Origin of the sequence: Streptomyces sp. NPDC096310, from assembly GCF_044763125.1 — a bacterium.
In the GTDB taxonomy this organism is placed as follows: Bacteria; Actinomycetota; Actinomycetes; order Streptomycetales; family Streptomycetaceae; genus Streptomyces.
Genome location: NZ_JBIWFO010000001.1, coordinates 1,061,027 through 1,083,642 on the forward strand (window position 1 = coordinate 1,061,027; position 22,616 = coordinate 1,083,642).

Here is a 22,616-nt window from a genome sequence, read left to right on the forward strand (position 1 = left end):
GTGGTGTCAGCCGCCGGACGCCGCGACCAGCAGTTGGCCGAAGGCGAGGCCGCCGTCGTTGGGCGGCAGCAGGCGTGGCCGCAGAACGGTGAAGTCCCATTCCTCAAGGACGTGTTGGGTGGTTTCGAGCAGAACGGCGTTCTGGAAGACCCCGCCGCCCAGCGCCACCACCCCGAGCCCGGTCCGCCTCCGGCACTCCTCGGCGAGGTCGGCGGTGAGCCGGGCGACGGCCGTGTGGAAGCGCGCCGCGATCAACTCCGGTGCGACGCCCGCCCGTACGTCGGAGACCACCGCGCGGACCACCGGACCGGGGTCGGCGAGAACCGGCTCGCCGGGGCCCGCCGCCGCCCGTGTGCCGAAGGCGTAGGCGTGCCCGGCGGGCTCCGGCGGCGCGGCGCGGGCCAGCCCCTCCAGCCCGATCGCCGCCTCCGCCTCGTAGGCCACCTCGTGGCGTACCCCCGCCAGCGAGGCCACCGCGTCGAAGAGCCGGCCCATGCTCGATGTCGGCACACAGCCGAAGTCCGTCGCGAACTGGTGGGCCAGCACCCGCTGTTCGGCGGGCGGGCAGGCCGCCACGGACGGCAGCTCCTGGTCCCAGGTGACACCGGCGGCCCGCAGATGCGAGAGCGCCATCCGGTACGGCCGCAGCACGCTCGCGTCGCCGCCCGCCAGCGGCACGTACGCCAGATGCGCCGCCCGCCGGAACGACTTGTAGCCCGCGATCAGCACCTCGCCGCCCCACACCGCGCCGTCGCCGCCGTGCCCGGTGCCGTCGTAGGCGAAGCCGATGACGCTCTCGCCGGGGCCCAGGCCGTGCTCGCCCATCACGGACGCGATGTGCGCGTGATGGTGCTGTACGGTGCGCACCGCCCGGCCCCTGGCGTGGGTACGGGCCCACACGCCGGAGCGGTAGCCGGGGTGCCGGTCGGCCACGAGCTGTTCGGGCGTGACACCGGTCAGCAGCGCCAGATGATCCGCCGTACGGGTCAGCGCCTCCACCGTGGAGAGGTCGTCCAGGTCACCGACGTGCTGACTCACCCAGGCGTAGCCGCCCTCGCCCAGGGCGCAGGTGTTCTTGAGATCGGCGCCCGCCGCGAGCAGCGGCGGGACCTCGAAGGGCAGGGCGAGGGGGAGCGGCGCGTACCCCCGCGATCTGCGCAGGGGCAGTTCGGCGCCGGCGACGAACCGGCTGACCGAGTCGTCGCACGGCACCTGGATCGCCCGGTCGTGGCGCAGCCACGCGTCGGCCAGCGGCGCCAGCTCGGTCAGCGCCCGCGCGTCGTCGGTGACGATCCGCTCGCCGGAGCGGTTGCCGGACGTCATCACGAGGGCGTCGGGGCCGGGGGCGTCGCCGTCGAGACCGAGGAGGAGAACGTGCAGCGGGGTGTACGGCAGCATCAGGCCGAGATCCGGGTTGCCGGGAGCCACGGCCCGGGCGATCCCCTCCCCGGCGGCGGGCGTTCGGCGGGGGAGCAGCACGATCGGCTTCCGCGCGCCGGTGAGCAGCGCTCTTTCGCCCTCGGTCAGGGACACCAGCTCCTCGGCGACACCGAGGCCGGCGACCATGACGGCGAAGGGTTTGCCGCCCCGGTCCTTGCGCCGGCGCAGCCGGGCGACCGCCGCCTCGTCGCGGGCGTCGCACGCCAGGTGGTAGCCGCCGAGCCCCTTGACCGCGACGATCCGGCCCTCGGCGAGCAACCGCCGTGCCGCACGCAGCGCCTCGTCACCGTGGAGCGGTGGGCCGCCGTCCCGGGTGAGCAGTTCGAGGCGCGGGCCGCAGGCGTGACAGGCGATCGGCTGCGCGTGGAAACGCCGGTCGCGCGGGTCCTCGTACTCGGTACGGCACTCCGCGCACATCTCGAACGCCGCCATGGTCGTCGCAGCGCGGTCGTAGGGCAGGCCGGTGACGATCGTGAACCGGGGCCCGCAGTGCGTGCAGGTGATGAAGGGGTGGCGGTGTCGGCGGTTGTGCGGGTCGCGCAGTTCGGCCAGACAGTCCTGACAGGTCGCGATGTCGGGGGAGACCAGGGTACGGGCCCGGTCCCCCGTACTGGAGTCCTCGATGGTGAACCCGGCGCCGCCGCACGGCGCCAGATCCGTCTCCGTCACGGACTCCACGACCGCGAGCGGGGGCGGCCGCTCCCGCAGGAGCCGGCCGAACTCCGTCACCGCCCCGGGATCGCCCTCCACCTCGGCGAGCACACCCGCGCCGGTGTTGGCCACCGAGCCGATGAGGGCCAGCTCGGCGGCCAGGACATAGACGAAGGGGCGGAAACCCACGCCCTGGACGACACCGCGCACCGCGAACCGGCGTCGGACACGGGGCTGTTGGGGCGCCGGACCCTCCGCCGTACGGGCACCGCTGCCCATCATCTCCAGCCCCGCCAGCGCCTGTGACGCCTTCGCCTCGTCGATGATCTCCAGGGCGAACCCCATGTGCAGCAGGACCCAGTCACCGGTGGCCGGGGGCGCGTCGAGCATGCCGACATTCACCCGGCGCCGGGCGCCCTCCACATCGACGAGGGCGAGCTGGCCCGCGTAACCCTCGACGGTCTCCACGACTCGCCCGGGAATGCCGAGACACATGATCAGGACCTCCGGGGCCGGTCGGGCGCGGATGCGAGGGCGGGGTCGGGCAGGGGTGTGGCTGAGGGCGGGGGGCCGGCCATCGGCAGCCGGTGGAGCAGCGTCCGCACCGCCGCCACCGCCCGGGGGACGGCCGCGGCGACCGCTTCGCTGAGACCGATGCCCTCGTCGACGCCGGCGGGCGTGCAGCCCACGAGGTGAGTCAGCGGGAGCGTACCGCCTAGTTGGTCCAGATTTGCCAGCATCGCGACCGGATTCATGCCGTGTGCATCGAATTCACCCGTACCGAGGTCGTCCGGGCCGATCTCCAGCACGGTCAGCTCACCGGGCGGCCCGCCCCCCGGATACGCGTCCACCAGCACCAGCGCGTCGTACCCGTCGAGCAGGTCGTACGCGAGGTGCATGCCCCGGATCCCGTAGTCGGTGATCCGGACTCCGGCGGGCAGCGGCGGCCCGGGGCCGGCGGCGAGCCGCCGTACGACCTCGGGGCCGAAACCGTCGTCGCCGAGGAAGAGATTGCCGATGCCCGCGACGAGCACGCCCCGGGTCATGTCCGGGCCCCGCCCGGCGGTGTACGGCCTGCCGCGCCGGAGCGCCCGGCCGGGGCGGCCGGACACTCCTCCCGCTCACGCCGCGCGCTCACATGGAGCGCATTCTGAGGTACCTGCGGATGTCGGGGATCGAGCGCACGCCGAGGGCGACGGCGGCCGCCGCCAGAACGGCGGCCACACCCGTGGTGATCAGTCCGAGGGATCGCACGATGGGTTCTCCTTCCGGAACTCCGGTGACAGGGGATCGGGGACGGTACGGCCGGAATCGCCGGCGGGCAGCGGTTCCAGCTCCTCGGGGGCGAAGTAGAGGTAGCGGCCGTACCAGTCGTGCAGATCGGCCGCCGGGTCGTCGACAAGGACCAGCGCGACATGCACCCCGCCGTCCACGTCCGCGAGCACGGCCGTCACCCGCGCCACCCGACCCTCGAAGAAGAGATCCTGCGCATCGGCGCGGCGGGCCGGACGCACCCGTACGAGACTGCCCCTGGCGACCTCGACCCCGTCGATCACCACATGGTCGGAGCCCGGCGACACGGCCGCGTCGGCCGCCGGATCCCACCAAGGGGCGCCGCCGGTGTCGAAGGCGGCGGGAGCGGCGTTCCGCGCGTCGGCGGCGGGGTCCGGGGCAGGGCCGTGAGGATCGCGCAGCAGACCGTGGAGGCGCTGGAGGTCCCCGGGCGACATCGCGTCACAGCGGTCGATGATCTCGCGGGCACGGGGATCGGTGGCGCGTGCCTCCGCCTTCTCCCGGTCCGTCATCGTCATCACCCGCAGCGTCAGGATCTCGTCGATCTCGGTCGAGTCGAAGAGGGCGCCCGCGCTCTGCTCGGCGATCTCCGGGTGGTCGTAGAGAATGATCGGCGCGCCCATCACCGTGTCCGTGGAGCCCTTCGCCCCCGCCAGAACCGGCCAGCACCGGCGCTGTACACACCGGGCCGCCGCCCGGACCGCCGCCCTCGGGGGCTCGCGCAGCGAGACGAAGCGGGCGCCCCGGGCCTGGAGCAGCAGATGCGTGCCGATCAGCGAGACGCGGATCGCGGCGTCCTTGCCCGCGACGGTCCCGGCGTGCTCGTTCTCCACCGAGACCGACAGCCGCAGGAATCCGTCGTCCTCCGTGACCCGGGTACGGACCCGGGCCGTCAGCGGCTCGCGCCGCCGCACGAGGGAGCCGACCGCCACCCCGTCCGGGTCCGTCAGGGGCTCGGTCTCCTCGCCTCCGGGCACGGTACGGAGCTGATCGCTCTCCCCGGTCAACGGGAGCGTCCCCAGGTCGACTTCACGCTCGACCGCCTCGTCCCAGCTCAGCACCGCCGTACCGGCCACGACGAGTTCGCCGACGGGGACGTGGCGGCCGTCCTCGGTCCGCCGCCGTACCTCGCGCACCTGGTGCTGGAGGAAGCGCAGCCGCACCGTCACCTCCGCCGGGCCCGGCGCGCCGTCCGGGACCGAGAGCAGGCACTGCATCGCCATCCCCGGTTCCTCGGCGAAGCTCCCGGGGGTCGCGGAGGGCGGCCCGAGGACACCGAACTGCCAGCGGGAGCGGTTCTTGTGGGCGCTGGCGCGGTACGGGTACAGCAGATAGCCCTCGTACAGCACCGCGTCGGCGACCTCACGCACCTGGTCGAGGCCCACCGGAGCCGTCCCGGTCACCGGACCACCTCGTCGAGATCACCGGGGGCGGCAGCGGCGCACACTGCCACTCCCGTCTCCGCACCCGCGCCGGCCAGCAACGTGTCCACCGTCTCGTCCCAACTGATCAGCCCGCGCCGCTCACGGAAGTCCGCGAGCGCGGCGAGCATGTCGTGATCCAGCCTGATCCAGCCGGAGTGCGGAAAGTGGTACGCGATCAGCCGCCGCCAGACCGCGACCGGCAGGTCGTAGCGCGCCTCACGGTCCCAGGGCACCTGCCGCACACCGAGCCCCGGACCGCCCCCACCGCCCCGGGCGAACACGGTGCCCGAGAACAGCAGACTGATCGGCACCGTCCCGTCCTCGCCGAGCGCGTGCAGATAGCGGGAGCCGACCACGTCGAAGTCGTAGGTGCAGGGCAGCGCGAGGTCCACCTCGGTGGTGCCGGTGAACCCCTGGACCGTGGTGTTGCACTGCATCCACAGGAACGGCCGCAGTGTGTCGGACCACCGCTCCCGCTCCCCGAACAGGCCCCGCAGACCGTCCTGTTCGGCCTGGTCGTACGGGCGGCGCTGCGGTTCGACGCGGACCTGGCAGCGCAGCACGATCGCGTGGACCGGCTCGCCGGAGCCGTCTTCGATCCGCAGCCGCGCGGTGAGCTGCGGCGCCGCGCTGTACGGCTCGGCGACGATGTCGCGTACGGAGAACTCCAGGCCGGGCGCGGCGGGAAGGCTCATGAGGAACCCTCCACGGCCGCCGGCTCCGGGCGCGCGGGCCTGCTGCGCGCCCTGACCCGCTCGAAGAACGCGTCGATGGCGGCGTGCGCCTCCTGGCCGCCGTCGAAGCCGCGCCACAGCGTGCGCAGCCGGCCCACCAGTTCGTAGCAGGCGTCGATCGGCACCAGATGGCACGACGCCGTTCCCTCGTCCTCGCCCGGTCCTGGACGGCGCACGAGCAGCGCCTCGACATCGGGGCGCACCACCGCCAGTTCGGGGACGGCCGCGACGAGCGTGGTCCAGCCGTCGAGCGGCAGTTCGGACTCCGTTGCCCCGGCCGGGCCGGGGTAGAAAGCGACCGTGCGCTCCTGCGCGGAGTTGCGGAACAGGAAGGCCAGCCCCACCGGGATCCGGAACTCGTCCCAGGTCCGCGCGGACAGCGGGAGCCCGTCGAAGCTCAGATACCGTTCGGGCACGGCGCGGTAGCGCAGCCGCGCCCCGTCCTCCGTGAACAGCAGGTAGCAGGCCCGGCAGCAGCACATCAGGCCCCGGCTCTCCAGGTTCACCACGTGCTGGTGCTCCTCGCCGACCGGCGCGGCGCACATGTCGCACCGTTCGCCGGTGACCGGCTCGGGGCGGTTGCGGTTGACCCGCAGCAGGGTGGCGACCGGGGACCGGGTAGGGCCCGTCGGCGCGCTCATGTCGCGACCGCGGGCGTGCACGGCACGGCGACCGAGACCGAGGCCCCGTCCGCCAGCACGGGCAGGGGGTCCAGGTGTGCGCCGTCGGCGTCCGTGTCGAGACAGGCACCGGCCCGGCGTACGTCGTAGTGCGCGCGGCAGGCCGAGCAGCGCAGCACCCCGTCCTGCGCGCCGCCGCCCAGCCGCCGGGCCAGTGTCGCGCCGTTCATCGGCCGTTCGCACCGGGCGCACCGGTCGCGGAAGGCGAACAGGTCGGCGCCGATCCGGCAGGCCACCACGGGGAACCCGGCGGCGCTCAGCCGCTCGACCCCGCCGGGCTCCAGGGCGAGCAGCGCCGGGACCGACTGCCAGGTCGCGCCCGTACCGCCGGAGCCGGAGCCCGGGCCGGAGCCGGAGCCGGCGCCCGCGTCATCACCGGCATCGGCGTCCGCGGCGCCGGCCCCCGCCGCATCGGTGCGCAGCCGCGAGAACAACGTGTCCACCGGTAGCAGCGGACCCGGTGGATCCGGTGTCCCGGCCGCGTCCGCCACGTCGATCGTGGTGATCTCCGGCGCCGCCGCCTCGACCGCGCCGCGCACGGCGAGCGCGAGCGTGGCGGAGGAGGACGGGCAGCCGTCGCAACTGCCCAGCAGCCGCAGCCGTACCGCTCCGTCCTCCGTGACACCGATCAGCTCCACGTCACCGCCGTGCGAGCCGAGATACGGCCGTACGCTCTCCAGCGCGTTCTCGACGCGGGTCTCCACGCTGTACGGGTGGAGCCCGTGCACCAGCAGCACACCGGACACCAGTTCGTCGCCGGCCAGGGCGGCCAGGACCGTGTCGCCGAGACCGCCGTGCTCGTGGACGAGGTCGAGCAGCCGCTCCAGTCCGGCGCCGTAGAAGTCGGTGACCAGCCGGACCAGTTCCTCGCCGCGTTCGCGCGCCGCCGGGCCGCCCGCCGCCGGACCGCCCGCCGCGCCGGCCGAGATCAGGGCGTCGATACGTTCCCCGGTCGTCCGCCAGCTCTCGGACGGCGCCGGCTCGCGCGTCTCATGCCTCTCCGTCTGCCGCTCCGCCACGTCACTCACTGCCCGCGGACTGCGTGGGCGAGTGCAGCAGCTCCAGCTTCTTGCCCTCACCGAGGTACATGTGCACGCCGCAGGGCAGACAGGGGTCGAAGCTGCGTACCGTGCGCATGATGTCGATGCCCTTGAAGTTCTCCCGGTCGTTCTCCTCGAAGATGGGCTGTCCCTGCACCGCGTCCTCGTACGGCCCGGGGGTCCCGTAGGTGTCGCGCGGGCTCGCGTTCCACGGGGTCGGTGGGTACGGGTGGTAGTTGGCGATCTTGCCGTCCCTGATCACCATGTGGTGCGAGAGCACCCCGCGTACGGCCTCGGTGAAGCCGCAGCCGATGCCCTCCTCCGGTACCTCGAACTTCTCCCAGGTCTTGGTGCGGCCGGCCCGGATCTCCACGAGCGCCTTCTCCGCGAAGTGCAGCGCGCAGGCCGCCGCGTACGCCTGGAAGTAGGTGCGCGCCCGGTTGCGCTCGATGGTGTTGCTCCAGCGCGGGACATGCCACTCGAACTCGACAGGGCCCTTGGTGGCGGTCTTGGGGAGGTTGATCCGCACGCTCTTGCCCGTGGCCTTGATGTAGCCGATGTCGACCAGGCCCGCCAGCGCGGTCGTCCACAGCCGGGCGAGCGGTCCGCCGCCGGTGTCGAGCGCGAGGTAGTCCTTGCCGTCGAACCAGCGCGGCGACATCACCCAACTGTATTTGTCGCCCAGGTCGCGCTTCTGGGGCTGCGGGTTGGTGTGCTGGTTCCACGGGTGCCGCCGGTCGACCGGGTTGCCGAGCGGGTCGTGGGTCACGAACATTTCCTGCTCCTCCCAGTCGTTGTAGTACGACGAGCCGAGCAGGATGCGGATGCCCAGGTTGATCTCCACGAGGTCGGTGGTGATCAGCTTGCCGTCCACGACGATGCCGGGGGTCACGTACATCTTCCGGCCCCAGTCGGTCATGTCCCGGTACGCGAAGTTGCAGTGCTCCGGGTCCTGGAAGGAGCCCCAGCAGCCCAGCAGGATCCGGCGGTTGCCCACCTGCTCGTAGCCGGGCAGCGCCTCGTAGAAGAAGTCGAAGAGGTCGTCGTGCAGGGGCACGACCTTCTTCATGAACTCCACGTAGCGCTGGAGACGGGTGAGGTAGTCCGTCATGAGCTGGATGGTCGCGACCGTGCCCACGCCGCCGGGGTAAAGCGTGGAGGGGTGTACGTGGCGCCCCTCCATCAGACAGAACATCTCGCGGGTCATCCGGCTGACCTGAAGGGCCTCGCGGTAGAACTCGCCGGTGAACGGGTTCAGCGCGCGCATGATGTCGCCGATGGTCCGGTGCCCGTGGGCGTCCGCGTGCGGCGCGGGGGTGCGGTTGGCCTGTTCGAGGACGCCGGGGTTGGTCTCGGCGACCATCTTCTCGCAGTAGTCGACCCCTACCAGATTCTCCTGGAAGATGTTGTGGTCGAACATGTACTCGGCGGCCTCGCCGAGATTCACGATCCACTCGCCGAGGTGCGGGGGCTTCACGCCGTACGCCATGTTCTGCGTGTAGCAGGAGCAGGTGGCGTGGTTGTCACCGCAGATCCCGCAGATCCGGCTGGTGATGAAGTGGGCGTCGCGCGGGTCCTTGCCCTTCATGAAGACCGAGTAGCCGCGGAAGATCGAACTGGTGCTGTGGCACTCGGCGACGACCTTCTGCTTGAAGTCGATCTTCGTGTAGATGCCCAGACTCCCGACGATACGGGTGATGGGATCCCACGCCATCTCCACCAGATCGTCTTTGCCCTGGCTCGTCGTCGTCATGAGGCCGCCTCTTTTTCCTTTTTTCGGTGCGTTACCAGGTGCGGGTGGCGCCGGTGGTCAGTTTCCTGCCGCGGGTACGCCATTTGGGCTCGCGGTCGAGGGTGTGCGTGGTGATGCTCCGCAGTCGGCGCATCGTCGAGCCGTACAGTCCGACGGCATTCGTGGAGAGCTTTCCGCCCGGAGGCTCGTCCATGAACGGCATGAATTTGTCGGGGAATCCCGGCATGGTGCAGCCGATGCAGATTCCGCCGACGTTGGGGCAGCCCCCGATGCCGTTCATCCAGCCGCGCTTGGGCACATTGCATTTCACGGTGGGGCCCCAGCAGCCCAGCTTCACGATGCACTCGGGCCGGCCGTACTCCGTCGCGAAGTCGCCCTGCTCGTAGTAGCCGGCCCGGTCGCACCCCTCGTGCACCGTACGGCCGAACAGCCAGGTCGGACGGAGCGACTCGTCGAGGGGGATCATCGGGGCCTGGTCGGTGGCCATGTAGAGCAGGTAGGTGAGCGTCTCCGACAGGTTGTCCGGCTGGATGGGGCAGCCGGGGACGCACACGATCGGGATGCCCGCCTTCGACTTCCACTCCCAGCCCAGGTAGTCCGGCACGCCCATGGCGCCGGTCGGGTTGCCCGCCATGGCGTGGATGCCGCCGTACGTGGCGCACGTACCGGCCGCGACGATCGCCGTGGCCTTGGGTGCGAGCCGCTCCAGCCACTCACTGGTGGTCATCGGCTGCCCGGTGGCCGGGTCGTTGCCGAAGGCCGACCAGTACCCCTCCTCGTGCAGTTTCTCGTTGGGGATCGACCCTTCGACCACCAGGACGAACGGTTCCAGTTCGCCTCGGTCGGCCTTGAAGAACCACTCCAGGAAATCGTCGGCGCCGCCGTTGGGGCCGCACTCGAAGTCGATGAGCGGCCAGTGCACGGCGATCTGCGGCAGACCCGGCAGCGCGCCGAGCGCGATTTCCTCGATACTGGGCTGCGTGGCGGCGGTCAGTGCCACCGAATCCCCGTCGCAACTCAGCCCCGCGTTGATCCACAGGACATGGATGAGAGTGTTCTCCGCTTTTACGGCTGCTTCTGTCGGCATAGCCCGCTGCCTTCCGGGATGGGACCGCCCGATTCCAGTGAGGATGGCGACACTCACCTTGCTACCATCTAGAATCCGCCCGGTTGTTCTGTCAACACGAGATTTTTTCTGGTGACCATCTTTCGCCCCGGTCGGACCGGGGCGAATGGGTGAGTACGGAAAGCTGGCTCTTGATGCATGAATTGTCAATCACCCGGAGCGTGGTCGACGCGGTGTGCGAACGTGCCGCGGGACGACCCGTGCGCTCGGTGCGGATCCGCGTGGGGGCGCTGACCGCCGTGGTGCCCGACGCGATGCGGTTCTGCTTCGATCTCACCACCGCGGGCACGGTCGCCCAGGGCGCGGTGCTGGAGATCGACCAGCCCCCCGGAACGGCGCACTGCCGGGCGTGTGAGCGGGACTTCACCCTGGCCGATCTTGTATTGCTGTGTCCGTGCGGCAGCGCCGACGTGAATGTCACGTCGGGGCGGGAGCTGCAGATCGTCTCGATGAGAGTGGGCTGACCACATGTGCGGTACTTGCGGTTGCGTCGGCGGAAGCGGTGCGGACGGCGGGACGAGGATCGCCGTACCGCACACCCACCCGCACGGCCACGATCGGGTGCCTCCCGGTCACGGCCATGACCACACCGCCGTACGGGACCATCCGTCGGCCGTCGGGGGGACCGCGGGGGACGGCGAGACCCTCACCCTCGAACAGAAGGTGCTCGGCAAGAACGACGACCTGGCCGCCCGCAACCGCGCGTGGCTCGCGGACCGGGGCATCGTGGCCGTGAACATGATGAGTTCGCCCGGGGCAGGCAAGACCACCCTCCTCGAACGGACCCTCAGGGACTTCGCGGGGCGCCGCCCGGTCGCGGTGATCGAGGGCGACCAGGAGACCGCGCTCGACGCGGAGCGGATCCGGCGGGCGGGCGGCGCCGTCGTCCAGGTCAACACCGGCGCCGGCTGCCATCTCGACGCGGAGATGGTGGGGGACGCGCTCATGGCGCTGGAGCCGGAGCCGGGCTCGCTGATCCTGGTCGAGAACGTGGGCAACCTGGTCTGCCCCGCCCTCTTCGACCTCGGTGAGCGGAGCCGGGCGGTGATCATCTCGGTCACCGAAGGCACGGACAAGCCGCTCAAGTACCCCTACATGTTCGCCGCCGCCGACCTCGTGATCATCAACAAGACCGACCTGCTCCCGTACGTCGACTTCGACGTCGAGCAGTGCGCCAAGTACGCCCGTTCGGTCAACCCGGAGCTGAGCGTGCTCACCGTATCGGCGACCACCGGCGAGGGGATGGCGGCCTGGTACGACTGGGTCGCGCGCCCCTGATCACCGGGCCGGCCGCGCCATCCGGACCGGGCCGCCGGTGGTGACGGACTCGATCGCCGCGAGGGCGATGGACAGCGCCGCGCGGGCGTCGTCACCGGTGACCGCGGGGGCGCGCCCGGTGCGGACGCTGTCGGTGAAGTCGGCGAGTTCGGCCACATAGGCGTCGTGGAACAGGTCCTGGTCGTAGCGGACACTCTCGGCGCCGACCCGGGGTTTGAGGAACATCCATGTCAGATCGTGCGCTAAGCCTTCTCGGTGTTGCTTGACGCTTTGACCTGGGGTGATCGCCTGTCAGAGCCTTCGTGGGTCGCTGTTGTCGATCTTCGGAGAGTTGTTGTGGCGGTCGAGTTTCTGTCGGGCGAGCAGGCTGGGTACGGGGTGTTTGCCGGGGCGCCGTCCCGTACCGAGTTGGAGCGGTACTTCTTCCTGGACGACGCGGACCGGGAGGCGGTGCAAGCCAAGCGGCGTGCGCACAACCGGCTCGGGTACGCGGTCCAGCTCACGAGCGTGCGCTACTTGGGCCGGTTCCTGCCGGATCCGCGGCAGGCGCCGGCGGAGGTGGCCGAGTACCTGGCCGAGCAGTTGGAGATCGCGGACCCGTCGTGCCTGAAGGAGTACGGCGAACGGGACGGGACGGCTCGCACCCACGCCGGGGAGATTCAGGAGGCCGGGGGCTGGCGGGACTTCGCCGAGGTCTCGGCCGAGCTGAGTGAGTGGCTGGACGCACGGGCCTGGACGACTGGGGACGGGCCGAAGGCGTTGTTCGACGCGGCGGCGGGATGGCTGCGCGAGCGCAGGGTGCTGCTGCCCGGGGCAAGCCGTCTTTCCCGGTTGGTGGGCAATGTCCGGGAGGCTGCGAACCAGCGGCTGTGGGACACCCTGTACGGACTGCTGAACACCGGCCAGCGAGCGGTGCTGGACTCACTGCTGACGGTCCCTGCCGGTGCGCGGGTCTCGGAGCTGGACCGCCTGCGGCGCGGGCCGGTGCGGGTGTCGGGCCCGCAGATGAAGTGGTCCTTGGACCGGGCGGAGGAGATCGCCGACCTGGGCATGGGCACCCTGGACGTGTCGGGGATACCGCCACGCCGGCTGGCGGAGCTGTCGAGGTACGGCGTGGATGGCAAAGCCACGTTGCTCAAGCGCCACAACGAAGCGCGACGCCTGGCGACGCTGCTGGCCACCGCGGTGCACCTGGCGACGCGGGCGGTCGATGACGCCCTGGACCTGCTGGAGGTGCTGATCGCCACCAAGCTGCTGGCCAAGGCCGAGCGGGAGACGGCCAAGGAGAAGATGAAGACCCTGCCGAGGGTCGAGCGGGCCGGGGCGAAGCTGGCGACCGCGTTCCAGGTCGTCTTCGACACCACCTCCGAGCAGGTCGACACCGACACCGGGGAGATCAATCCGCCGAAGGTGGAGACGCTGACGGCGATGTGGGAGCAGATCGAGGCGGTGGTGCCGCGCAACGAGCTGGCCGCCGCGATCGCGGCGCTGTTTGAGCTGACCCCGCCGCTGGACTCCGATGCGGATCAGGCATGGCGGGCGATGCTGGCCACCCGGTTCGGCACGGTGAGGCCGTTCCTGAAGCTCCTGGTCAAGGTTGTGGACTTCGGCGCGACTCCGGAGGGCGCCCCGGTTCTGGCCGCTCTGAAGACCTTGCCGGAGCTGATGGGCCGCAAGAAGGTGGGACCTGCCGAGATCGACACCGAGCTGTTGGCCGGGTCCTGGCGGCGTCTGGTGCTGGCCGCGCCGGGCCTGGAACCGGGGACGGTGGACTGGAAGGCGTACGTGTTCTGTGTGCTGGAGCAGTTCCACCGCATGCTGCGCCGGCGGGAGATCTTCGCGAAGAACTCCTCCAAGTGGGGCGACCCGCGGGCGAAGCTGCTGGCCGGTGAGGCATGGGAGCAGGCCAAGCCCACCGTCCTTGCGTCCCTGGGCCTGCCCGAGGAGGCGGACGAACACTTGGCGGCGCGGGCCGCACTGCTGGGCGGTACCTACCGGGAGGTCTCGGGCCGTCTGCCGGACAATGCGCAGATCTCCTTCGACGATGACGGCCGCCTGCACTTCGCCGCGCTGGAACCGGAGCCCGAGCCGACCTCCCTGCTCGACCTGCGGGCGGCGGTGAACGCGATGCTGCCCCGCGTCGACCTGCCGGAGGTGCTGCTGGAGGTTTTCTCCTGGACCGGCGCCGACCAGGCGTTCACCTCGGTCACCGGCGGCGAGGCCCGGCTCAAGGACCTCCCCGTCACCATCGCGGCCCTCCTGGTGGCCCACGGCTGCAACGTCGGCTACACCCCCGTCATCAGCGGGGTCGATGCGCTGAAGTACGGGCGGCTGTCCCACGTCGACCAGACGTACCTGCGCCTCGCGACCTACCGGGCCGCGAACGCCGCACTGATCGACACCCAGGCGGCGATCCCGCTCGCCAGTGCGTGGGGCGGCGGGCTGGTCGCCTCTGGGGGGCCAGCCAAGGTGAGCCCAAAGCCCGCCACGAGTGGATCTTGAACGTTGGTTTGCCCTGATCAGGGGCTTCGGGACCGTTGGGCAGCACGTTCGTGGGGAGGATTCCCCTGGTTTCCAATATCACTTCGCTTGATCGCGTGTCCCGGGTATGGCGGTTTCCCGGAGTTTTGGATCTTCCGGTCGAGACGATGCCGCGCGGGTGCGTGTGGCGCCCGTGACTGTTGTTGGCATCGGGTCGTCTGGGGCGCTTGGTATGACGTCGATCGAGAGGACCGCGTATCCGCGGTTCAAGCGGCTGATCTCCGCTCGTGAGCTGCATGTGTTCTTCACTCCGGGCAGGGAGGAGGCGCAGTGGGCGGCGGAGAGCACGGCCTCCGACGAGCATCAACTCGCGCTGCTGCTGGCGCTGAAGTCGTACCAGCGGATGGGGTGTTTCCCACGGTGGGAGGAGATACCAGAGCCGGTGGTGGAGTTCGTGCGCCGGGCGGTGGATCTACCGGAGGGCACGGAGCCCTTCCGGGCGTCGGGGCGGACCGGGGAGCGGATGAGGACGGGTGTGCGGCGCCGGTCCGGCGTGTCGTACGACACGGCCAGGGCCCGCAAGATTTCCGAGGCGGTGATGCGGGCGGAGGCGGCGGCGAAGAACAATCCGGCTGACCTGATCAACATCGCGCTGGAGCGGCTGGTCGCGGCGAACCTGGAGCTGCCGGCGTTCTCCACGCTGGACGCCATGGCCTCGAAGGTCCGGGCCGAGGTGAATACGGCGCTGTACGCCGGGGTCCGGGAGCGGATGACGTCCGCCGAGCAGATACAGCTGCTGGGCCTGCTGGATCGTGTGTATCTGGACGGGAAGACGTACTTCAACCGGCTGAAGAAGTCGGCCAAGGGGCCGACGTGGACGAACTTCCGCAATCTTGCCGACCATCTGGAGTGGGTGGACGGTCTCGGCGACACCGAGGTGTGGCTGTCCGGGATCGCTCCGAGGAAGATCGCCGACTTTGCCGGAGAGGCGGAGGCGGCGGATGCCGGGGTGCTGCGCGACTACGCGCCCGACAAAAGGATCGCGGTGCTGGCCTGCATGGTGCACAAGGCGCAGATGCGGGCCCGGGACGACCTGGCCACGATGTTCTGCAAGCGCGTCGCGCTGAAGACCAAGCGGGCCAAGAGCGAGCTGGAGGAGATCCGCCTGCAGCAGCAGGCGATGGTCGAGGCGCTGATCGGCAACTACCGCACCCTGCTGAAGCAGACGGACGCCGACGGGCCCGCCCAGAAGGCGCGGCAGAAGGCCGCGGAGATGACCGGCGACCTGCTCGGAGCCCTGACCGATCTGAGCGAGGACATCGGCATGGCGGAGCTGCGGCGGCTGCTGGGCGGCAAGGTCCCGCCCGCGCTGCTGCTTCTTGCCAAGGCGCTGACGGTGCAGGCCGGCGGGCTGGCGGCGCCCGCCGCCGCGGTGGAGGCGTTCGGCGGGTTCGCCAAGCAGTACGAGCAGATCGAGAAGGTCTCCGCGCACCACGGCAACAACTGGGAGATCCTGCTGTACGGGCAGGTCGGCCGGGACCGTTCGGTGATGTTCGACCTGCCGATGCTGCTGGAGCTGACGGCGACCAGCGAGGACACCCTGGTCCTGGCCGCGCTGGAGCACGCCCGGCGACACCGGGCCCCGGCCCGCGACTACATCCCCGCGCATGACGAGAACGGCGACGTGGTCGACTTGTCGTTCGTCACGCAGAACTGACGCAAGGCGATTGTGGACCCGGCCCGGGAGGGCCAGTTCGTGCGCAAGCACTTCGAGGCGATGGTCTTCTTCCACCTCGCCGAGACGAACAAGGTCGAGGCGTACAACGGGTTCTCCGACTGGCTGCACTTCGGCAACCGCGGCGTCATCGCCGACAACGACCCCGTCGAGCAGGAGAAGGCCATGAAGTTCAACTCGCTGCTCACGAACTGCGTGATCTTCCACAACACCCTGGACATCGCCGAGGTCGTCCGCCATCTGCAGGCCGAGGGCTACAAGGCGGATCCGGAGGACCTCGCGCAGATTTCGCCATACCTGACGGACAACATCCGCCGCTTCGGCGAGTACTCCACCCACGAGCTCGGCATCCGGCCCGAGGACTACGAGCCACACCTGGACGTCGACTTCACCCGGCTCCGCGACGGTTTTGATCAGGAAGCTGCCTGAGGAGCGCCGGACGCCTTCGCGGAGTGAGGAGTAGCGGCGGCGTATCGACGTCGACGCTGCCGGTTACAGCTCCCCGGGAACGGTTGCTTCTGGGGCGACGTGCTCAGGTGGCCACTGCGATGGCGCGCTACGACGACACCGATCTACTTTACCAACCGGATGGTAAAGTTGTTTCATGCGGAAACCCCGACAGCAAATACTCGAAGCCTCTCTCGATGTCCTACGGGACCCATCGGGTCCCGCGCTGACGCTCGAATCGGCCTCGCGGCAGGCTGGGCTCTCGAAGCCTGGGTTGATGTACCACTTCCCAACGAAGGATGCGCTCGTGCGCGGGGTGCTGGCGCATGTCGCAGCTCTGTGGGAGAGCCGCCTGCTCCAGCTTCTCGGCAAGCCCCTGGAGTCGGCCTCTGCGGAAGAACGGGTCGCCGCCTACGTGGCGTTCGCAGCCGAGACGGTGCACGATCCCGCGGACGTGGCGGTGTGCTTCAACGCCCATTACCGCGCCGACCTCGCCGCGGTGTGGGAGGAGCGACTTCGCCCGTGGGTCGCTCTCGATGAGGATCTGGGCGCCGAACGCCGTGGCCGACTCGAAGCGGCACGTCTCGCCGCAGACGGCTACTGGTACGCGATCGCCAGCGGCGTGCTGGCCCCCGCAGCCTCCGACCGCGCCGCCACGCTCGCGGCCATCGGCTCGCTCTTGCTCGACGACTCACGCCACCGCGACTGACAGCCCACCGAACAACTGAGGAAGACATGCAGCGCACCACCATCCAAGTCATCTGGGCACACCCCCGCAGCGACTCCCTGACCGCGGCCATCGCCGATGACATGATCAAGGAGCTACGCGGCCTCGGCCGGGACGTCGAGGTCATCGACGTCTACCGGTCGGGCTTCGACCCTGTTCTCCACGAGGCCGACGAGCCCGATCTGGAGAACCTCGACAAGCAGTACACACCAGAGGTGATGGAAGCCGCAGCCCGCACAGCCGGTGCCGCCGCGGTCATCTTCGTGTTCCCTGTCTGGTGGTACTCAATGCCCGCCGCGCTCAAGGGCTACATCGACCGGGTCTGGAACTACGGCATCTTCTACGGCGGCGGTCGCCGCACCGGGCTTCCGGCCGTTCGATGGGTCGGCCTGGCCGGCGACACCGAGGCCAAGTACACCAAGCGCGAGTACGACTCGATGATGGCCCACCATCTCAACCAGGGCATCGCCGGCTACTGCGGCGTCTCCGACAGCCGGCTTGAACTGCTCTACGACACGTTCGCCTCGGAAGCCGACGATCCCGCGACGCACATCACCACCCTGCGTCAGCAAGCACGCACGATCGCCGCCGCGCTCCACAGCCAGACCGGCGACACGCAGGCCACCCCCAGATGACTCCTGCTCCCCGGCGAACTCCGCGAAGCGTGCCCCTGCTGCCGATGCCCCAACTGCTACAGGTAGGTGACGCCCCGCATGCGCTGTCCGACGGCGATGGACTCACCGGAGATCACGGCGAGCGGGGACAGGAGGAACGTCACCAGTGAGGCGATCTGCTGCGGGCTGGATTCGCCGGCCCGACCGATCTCGACATCCGGTGACGGGTGGTCGGAGACGATGCCAGGATTGACGGCGTTGACCGTGACGCCCGTGCCGCTCAGGCTGTCGGCGATGTTCTTCGCTGCGAGGATCATCGCCGCGTTCCGGAGCGAGCCTGTGACGTTGCCGGTCTGGAACGCGTTTTGACCACTGATGCCCACGACACGACCGAAGCCCGCGGCGCGCATGTGCGGGGTGACGGCGTTCGCGACCCGCAAGAACGACATCGCTTTCGCGTCGATCGCGTCGAGCACCTGCGCCGGGTCGTCGCTGCGAGCCGGATCAAGCGTCAGCGCGCTCGGAGCGGCTGCAACGACAAGCCCATCGATGCGTCCGTGCCGTTCCACCAGTCGGCCCACCGCGGCGTCGACTGAATCGGGGTCGCGCGCGTCGAGGAGGACTCCGTCGCTGCCCGGATGACGGGATGCGACGACCACCGTTGCCCGCTCGGCACGGAGCTGGTCCACGATCGCGGAACCGACGTATCCGGTTCCGCCAAGTACGAGCACGACCCGTTGGTCAAGAAGAAGATCCATGGTCACCATCATCCACCGAGGGCATGGTCACCGCCCACCGCCCTCGTCGCGATGATCGGCGTCGCCCTGGTCCTGCTCGCTTCGCGCTCGCAGAAATGACTAGTTCTGCGAACGATCACACCTAGCCGACCCGAGCCTATCTCATCCCTATTTGTCGTTCTCATAACTTCTCGCAAAACAGGGTTCGCACAATGGTCGCTCAGATAGCTTTTGCGTCATGAACTCGCTCGCCGAACCGGCCGCCGCCGTCGAACAGTTCGACTGCCCGACCTGTTCCGTCCCCGCCGGAAGCACCTGCCGCACCCGCGGCGGCAAGGTCGCCCCCAAGTACCACACCCCGCGCTTCATGCTCGTGCCCCAGCTCCGCGCCGAACTCGAAGTCCGCATCCCCGCCAGCCGCGGCCCCGGCCACGCCTGGGAGAGGGGCCCGGCCATCGAAGCCACCGCCCCCAAAGCCCAGGTGAAGCCCACCAGGGTGGGCTACGCACGCTGCAGCACCGCAGCCCAAGAGCTGCAGAGCCAGCTCGACGCTCTCCAGGAAGCCGGCTGCGAGCCGGTGTTCTCGGAGAAGATCAGCACCCGGATCAAGGATCGGCCCGAGTTCGTCAAGGCCCTGGCCTACGCGCAGAACATCAAGAAGGCCGTGCCGCACCAGCGGGTCATCCTCACCGTCCACGAGATGAAACGGCTGGGACGCGGCGCCGCCGAGCTCCTGACCATCGCCGAGACGCTCCGCGCCGACGACATCCAGCTCGAACTCCTCACCGGCCCTCTCCAAGGGGTCTACGACCCCTCCGGGCACGGCGCCGCCCTCTTCGCATTCTTCGCCGGTATGGCCGAGTCCGAGCGCGAGTACATCCGCGAGAAGTCCCTGGGAGGCCAGGTCTCCGCCCGCGAGCGCGGACGCCACGGCGGACGACCCAAGGTCATCGACGACGACCAGATCGCCTATGCCCGCACCCTGCGCGCCAGCGGCGTCCCCGTCCCGCAGATCGCGGGCAAACTCTTCATCTCCAGCGGCAAGAACAAGGGCGAGAACCCGTCGGTGGCCACCGTCTACCGCGTCCTGGCCGACGCCGACACCGAGGAGAGCGCGTGATCGCCGCCATGCACCGCACCAAGGGCAGCGGCCCGCAGCTCGGCGCCACCGCCCCATGAACCTACGGGCCGTTCGGACCGTACGGCGGACGCCAGGAGTCCCCGGCCGCCGACTCGGGCGCACTGGCGGACGACCCCGAGCCCATGAAAGTGACTGGCTGCTCTGACCGGGGCTTCAGCGGTTCAAGATCCACTCGTGGCGGGTTTTGGGTTCACCTTGGCCGACCCCCCTCTGTGGACGGGATGCGGTTCGTGGTGCCGGTGCCGTCGGTGTACGCCCGGCCGAACCCGAAGTACTTCGGGCGCCAGGGCGGCGCCACCTGGCTCAACATGATCAATGACCAGGCGGCCGGGCTCGGCGGGAAGGTTGTGGCCGGCACCCCGCGCGACTCGCTGTACGTGCTGGACGTGCTCTACGACCGCGGACGGCGGCAAACGCCCCGACATGATCGTTACTGATAGCGCCTCGTACTCCGACATTGTCTTCGGACTCCTGACCTTGGCGGGATTCACCTACGCGCCGCAGCTGGCCGACCTGCCGGACCAGAAGATGTGGCGTATCGACCGCACCGCCGACTACGGCGCCTTCCAGGACGCGGCCCGCGGCCGGGTCGACCTGGTTCGGATAGAGCGGCACTGGGAGGACATCCTGCGGATCATCGGCTCTATCCACACCGGAGCCGTCCGCGCCTACGACGTGATCCGGATGCTCTCGCGCGACGGCCGCCCCACCCCGCTGGGCGATGCGATCGCGCACTACGGGCGGATCGCCAAAACGCTGCACATCCTGCGTCTGGCGGACGAGCCGGCCTACCGACGGAAGATCAAGGTGCAGGCCAACCTCCAGGACGGCCGCCATGCACTCGCCCGGAAGATCTTCCATGGCAAGGCCGGGCAGCTCTACCAGCGCTACCAGGACGGCATGGAAGACCAGATCGGCGCCCTCGGCCTGGTCCTCAACGCCCTCGTGCTGTTCAACACCCGCTACATGGACGCTGCCGTCACTCAGCTCCGGGCGGACGGATTCGATGTCCGTGATGAGGACGTCGCGCGCCTATCCCCGTTCGTCCGCCATCACATCAACATGCTCGGCCGGTACTCCTTCCAGCTCCCCGAGCTGCCCGACGGCCTGCGGCCATTGCGTGATCCGGATGTCGTAGACAACGAGTGATCGCCGCTCAGGGGATGCGCGTGGCAAACCCGGCCGCGAGGAGATGACCGCCGCGTTGACCAGGTCGAAGCTGAGGCACACCCTTCTGCGTCGGCAAACCTAGGTGCTCACGCTGGCCGCTGCCGGGGCAGTTCGGCTTGCCGTACGGCCCCGGAGGCCAGGGCGATGACCACGCCCAGGCTGGCGAAGATGCCGCAGCCGACGAACACCGGGGCGGCGCCCCAGGCGCCGATGGCGGCGCCGACCAGCGGGTAGCTGAGGGGTGCGAGACCGACCATGGTCAGCATGACCACAGAGGTGACGCGGCCGAGATAGGCGGGGTCCGCCGCGGTCTGTATCAGGGCATTGTCCAGACTGCCGAAGACACCCGCGCTCAGTCCGATGACCGCTGCCAGCACTACCGCGATCCAGAGGGTCGGAACCAGTGCGATGGTGGCCGCTCCCGTGCAGCCCACGAGGAGCGTCCCGGCCAGCATCAGGCCGGCGCGGGGCAGCCAGCCGGTGATGGCGAGCAGGGCGGCGCTGACCGCTGCTCCTGCGCCGAAGCTGCTGACGATCCAGCCGTAGCCGGAAGGTCCCCAGCCTCGCTCGGCGTTGAGGAGGACCATGCCCACGTTGAGGGTGCCGGTGAGGCCGAGCTCGCAGATGGCTCCGGCGGCGACGAGCGGCCCGATGAGGCGGTGGCGGCGGATGTAGCGCAGGCCGTCGAGGAGGTCCTTCCACGCCGTGCCGGGTTGCGGTTGCTGCTGGCCGTGCTCCCCGAGGGGCTGTATCCGAATCGTCAGCAGGAGCGGCAGGGACAGTGCGAAGAGGAGGCCCGCGACGGTGAAGGCGGCCGCGGGCCCGCCGAGCCCCATGGCCAGGCCGCCGATGGGCGGGCCCGTGATCTGGCTCAGGCGCATGGACAGGGAGCGCATGCCGGTGACCCGGGCGAGCTGGTCGGAACTCGTGATCCTCGCCGGAAGGGCCCCGATCGCGGGTACGAACAGCGCGTCGACGGCACCGAAGACGAGCGCCACCGCCACCAGGATCCAGAGGGCTGGTGCACTCAGCGCTATGACAGCGGCCACCGAGAGGATGAGGAGACAGCGCAGCGCGTCGCTGCCGAGAATCACCCGGCGTGGGTCGATCCGGTCGGCCAGCACGCCTCCGCCGAGCATGAGCAGCGCTCGTGGCAGCGCCCCGGCGGCCATGACCAGACCGACTTCGGTAGGACCGGCAGCCTTCTGGGCGGACCAGGCGAGGGCGACGAAGTACACGCTGTCACCGATGAGGGAGGCGGTGTACGCGGTGAGCCAGCGCAGCACGTTGCCGTCGCGGTAGGCCGGTGTGGCGGCGCGTTGGGGCAGGGCTGTCTGTATCCCTAAGGGTGCCATGACGGGGCTCCAGCGAGTCGGGGCCCCCGGTCAGGGCCGGAAGGGGAAGCCGTAGAAGTGGGCGGAGACGTGCTCACGGTCCTCGGTGTCGCCGGCCGCCTTGGCGGCCTTGCCGCACTCCCGCCAGCGCCGCGCCACTGCCTCCAGTTCGTCGCTCATTTCAGCGAGTTCAGCCGGAGTGAGGTCGAACATCCATTCCGAGCTGAACGCGGCGTCGGTCCACGTCTTGCCCCAGGCGGCCGTCTGGTCCAGATACGTGCGGTACTGGGCGGTGCGGGTATCGAGGATGCTCCGAGTCACTGCCCCGACGGCAGCGGCCCCTTCAGGCGATTCCGTGAAGTCCGAGTCGCGAAAGCCCCAGCCCTCCTCGGATGCCACCTGCCACCAGCGCTCACGGCCGTCGGTTCCCTCGCCGCTCGCCTGAGTCACGAAGCCGTGCTCGGCCAGCTTGCGCAAGTGGTAGCTGACCAGCGACGGCGTCTCGTGGACGTGCTCGGCGAGCTGAGAGGCGGTCGCTGTGCCCGCGGCGTACAGCAGCCGGTAGAGCTGCATTCGCAGGGGGACGGTGAATGCCTTCAGCCGGGACAGGTCGGTGATCTGCTCGGGCTCATGCTTTGGGCGCATGCCCTCACCTTAGATATGAAGCGAAAGTTTCGCAATATCGGCTTCAGAACTGCCCGAAGGTGAACTGGCCCTCAGTGAGGGTCCATGTCCAGTCGATCCAGGTCGCTTTGACTGCCGCCGCAGATGCCGGAAACGTGGTCAGCCCCGACGATCGCCCGGCGCGAGC

The 22,616-nt window shown here is 69.8% G+C and carries 20 protein-coding genes and 2 pseudogenes; 9 read left to right on the forward strand and 13 right to left on the reverse strand.

Going from position 1 to position 22,616, the window contains the following annotated elements; all coding sequences use genetic code 11:
* Positions 1 to 6: 6 nt before the first annotated feature.
* Genes hypF through ACIQ7D_RS04360 form a run of 9 tightly spaced genes read right to left on the reverse strand, consistent with a single transcriptional unit; the run spans position 7 to position 10,102 of the window.
* Complete coding sequence (gene hypF, locus ACIQ7D_RS04320) at positions 7 to 2,586, reverse strand: carbamoyltransferase HypF (protein WP_403933405.1); 2,580 nt, start codon at positions 2,584 to 2,586, stop codon at positions 7 to 9.
* Between the two features lie 2 nt (positions 2,587 to 2,588).
* Positions 2,589 to 3,203: a hydrogenase maturation protease gene (locus tag ACIQ7D_RS04325; RefSeq protein WP_403933406.1), complete on the reverse strand. Its 615-nt coding sequence runs from the start codon at positions 3,201 to 3,203 to the stop codon at positions 2,589 to 2,591.
* A gap of 22 nt (positions 3,204 to 3,225) precedes the next feature.
* Positions 3,226 to 3,345 carry a DUF6893 family small protein gene (locus tag ACIQ7D_RS04330; protein ID WP_403933407.1) on the reverse strand — a complete coding sequence of 40 codons (120 nt, stop codon included), beginning with the start codon at positions 3,343 to 3,345 and terminating at the stop codon, positions 3,226 to 3,228.
* Positions 3,327 to 4,787, reverse strand: a complete 1,461-nt coding sequence (locus ACIQ7D_RS04335) for a hypothetical protein (protein ID WP_403933409.1) — start codon at positions 4,785 to 4,787, stop codon at positions 3,327 to 3,329. Before ACIQ7D_RS04335 ends, ACIQ7D_RS04330 begins: the two co-directional genes overlap by 19 nt.
* Positions 4,784 to 5,503 (reverse strand): DUF6084 family protein, encoded by a 720-nt coding sequence (locus ACIQ7D_RS04340; protein ID WP_403933410.1) that lies wholly within the window; start codon positions 5,501 to 5,503, stop codon positions 4,784 to 4,786. Before ACIQ7D_RS04340 ends, ACIQ7D_RS04335 begins: the two co-directional genes overlap by 4 nt.
* Positions 5,500 to 6,183: a DUF5947 family protein gene (locus tag ACIQ7D_RS04345; protein WP_403933411.1), complete on the reverse strand. Its 684-nt coding sequence runs from the start codon at positions 6,181 to 6,183 to the stop codon at positions 5,500 to 5,502. Before ACIQ7D_RS04345 ends, ACIQ7D_RS04340 begins: the two co-directional genes overlap by 4 nt.
* On the reverse strand, positions 6,180 to 7,250 hold the full coding sequence (locus ACIQ7D_RS04350; protein WP_403933412.1) for a NifU family protein: 1,071 nt from the start codon (positions 7,248 to 7,250) through the stop codon (positions 6,180 to 6,182). The genes ACIQ7D_RS04345 and ACIQ7D_RS04350 overlap by 4 nt, the downstream gene beginning before the upstream one ends.
* A complete protein-coding gene (locus ACIQ7D_RS04355; RefSeq protein WP_403933413.1) occupies positions 7,243 to 9,015 on the reverse strand; it encodes a nickel-dependent hydrogenase large subunit in 1,773 nt (590 codons plus the stop codon). Before ACIQ7D_RS04355 ends, ACIQ7D_RS04350 begins: the two co-directional genes overlap by 8 nt.
* Before the next feature lie 31 nt (positions 9,016 to 9,046).
* Positions 9,047 to 10,102, reverse strand: coding sequence for a hydrogenase expression protein HypE (locus ACIQ7D_RS04360; protein WP_403933415.1), 1,056 nt, complete (start codon positions 10,100 to 10,102; stop codon positions 9,047 to 9,049).
* Between the two features lie 173 nt (positions 10,103 to 10,275).
* On the opposite strand from ACIQ7D_RS04360, the gene ACIQ7D_RS04365 reads away from it, so the two are divergent.
* The gene (locus tag ACIQ7D_RS04365; RefSeq protein WP_403933417.1) at positions 10,276 to 10,605 is read left to right on the forward strand and encodes a hydrogenase maturation nickel metallochaperone HypA; all 330 of its coding nucleotides are present in this window, start codon (positions 10,276 to 10,278) and stop codon (positions 10,603 to 10,605) included.
* Positions 10,606 to 10,702: 97 nt separating this feature from the next.
* On the forward strand, positions 10,703 to 11,419 hold the full coding sequence (gene hypB / locus ACIQ7D_RS04370; protein ID WP_403933419.1) for a hydrogenase nickel incorporation protein HypB: 717 nt from the start codon (positions 10,703 to 10,705) through the stop codon (positions 11,417 to 11,419).
* Here the strand turns inward: hypB and ACIQ7D_RS04375 are convergent, their stop codons facing one another.
* Positions 11,420 to 11,644 carry a Gfo/Idh/MocA family oxidoreductase gene (locus tag ACIQ7D_RS04375; protein ID WP_403933421.1) on the reverse strand — a complete coding sequence of 75 codons (225 nt, stop codon included), beginning with the start codon at positions 11,642 to 11,644 and terminating at the stop codon, positions 11,420 to 11,422.
* Between the two features lie 111 nt (positions 11,645 to 11,755).
* On the opposite strand from ACIQ7D_RS04375, the pseudogene ACIQ7D_RS04380 reads away from it, so the two are divergent.
* From ACIQ7D_RS04380 to ACIQ7D_RS04400, 5 genes and pseudogenes are all read left to right on the forward strand, one after another.
* A pseudogene (locus ACIQ7D_RS04380) lies at positions 11,756 to 13,906 on the forward strand (Tn3 family transposase); the annotation flags it as partial.
* A 226-nt stretch (positions 13,907 to 14,132) separates the two neighbouring features.
* Positions 14,133 to 15,617 carry a DUF4158 domain-containing protein gene (locus tag ACIQ7D_RS04385; protein WP_403933422.1) on the forward strand — a complete coding sequence of 495 codons (1,485 nt, stop codon included), beginning with the start codon at positions 14,133 to 14,135 and terminating at the stop codon, positions 15,615 to 15,617.
* Between the two features lie 39 nt (positions 15,618 to 15,656).
* Positions 15,657 to 16,064 (forward strand): Tn3 family transposase, encoded by a 408-nt coding sequence (locus tag ACIQ7D_RS04390; RefSeq protein ID WP_403933424.1) that lies wholly within the window; start codon positions 15,657 to 15,659, stop codon positions 16,062 to 16,064.
* Positions 16,065 to 16,359: 295 nt separating this feature from the next.
* On the forward strand, positions 16,360 to 16,791 hold the full coding sequence (locus ACIQ7D_RS04395; RefSeq protein ID WP_403933426.1) for a hypothetical protein: 432 nt from the start codon (positions 16,360 to 16,362) through the stop codon (positions 16,789 to 16,791).
* 26 nt (positions 16,792 to 16,817) lie between these two features.
* Complete coding sequence (locus ACIQ7D_RS04400) at positions 16,818 to 17,444, forward strand: NAD(P)H oxidoreductase (protein WP_403933428.1); 627 nt, start codon at positions 16,818 to 16,820, stop codon at positions 17,442 to 17,444.
* Positions 17,445 to 17,500: 56 nt separating this feature from the next.
* Here the strand turns inward: ACIQ7D_RS04400 and ACIQ7D_RS04405 are convergent, their stop codons facing one another.
* Positions 17,501 to 18,181, reverse strand: coding sequence for an SDR family NAD(P)-dependent oxidoreductase (locus tag ACIQ7D_RS04405; RefSeq protein ID WP_403933429.1), 681 nt, complete (start codon positions 18,179 to 18,181; stop codon positions 17,501 to 17,503).
* Between the two features lie 217 nt (positions 18,182 to 18,398).
* Here ACIQ7D_RS04405 and ACIQ7D_RS04410 point away from each other — a divergent pair, with 217 nt between their 5' ends.
* Both ACIQ7D_RS04410 and ACIQ7D_RS04415 read left to right on the forward strand, forming a co-directional pair.
* Positions 18,399 to 19,280, forward strand: coding sequence for a recombinase family protein (locus ACIQ7D_RS04410; RefSeq protein ID WP_403933430.1), 882 nt, complete (start codon positions 18,399 to 18,401; stop codon positions 19,278 to 19,280).
* A gap of 230 nt (positions 19,281 to 19,510) precedes the next feature.
* A pseudogene (locus tag ACIQ7D_RS04415) lies at positions 19,511 to 20,450 on the forward strand (transposase); the annotation flags it as partial.
* 107 nt (positions 20,451 to 20,557) lie between these two features.
* Here the strand turns inward: ACIQ7D_RS04415 and ACIQ7D_RS04420 are convergent.
* Together ACIQ7D_RS04420 and ACIQ7D_RS04425 are read right to left on the reverse strand one after the other, a co-directional pair.
* Positions 20,558 to 21,826 carry an MFS transporter gene (locus ACIQ7D_RS04420; protein ID WP_403933431.1) on the reverse strand — a complete coding sequence of 423 codons (1,269 nt, stop codon included), beginning with the start codon at positions 21,824 to 21,826 and terminating at the stop codon, positions 20,558 to 20,560.
* A gap of 30 nt (positions 21,827 to 21,856) precedes the next feature.
* On the reverse strand, positions 21,857 to 22,450 hold the full coding sequence (locus ACIQ7D_RS04425; RefSeq protein WP_403933432.1) for a helix-turn-helix domain-containing protein: 594 nt from the start codon (positions 22,448 to 22,450) through the stop codon (positions 21,857 to 21,859).
* Positions 22,451 to 22,616 lie beyond the last annotated feature (166 nt).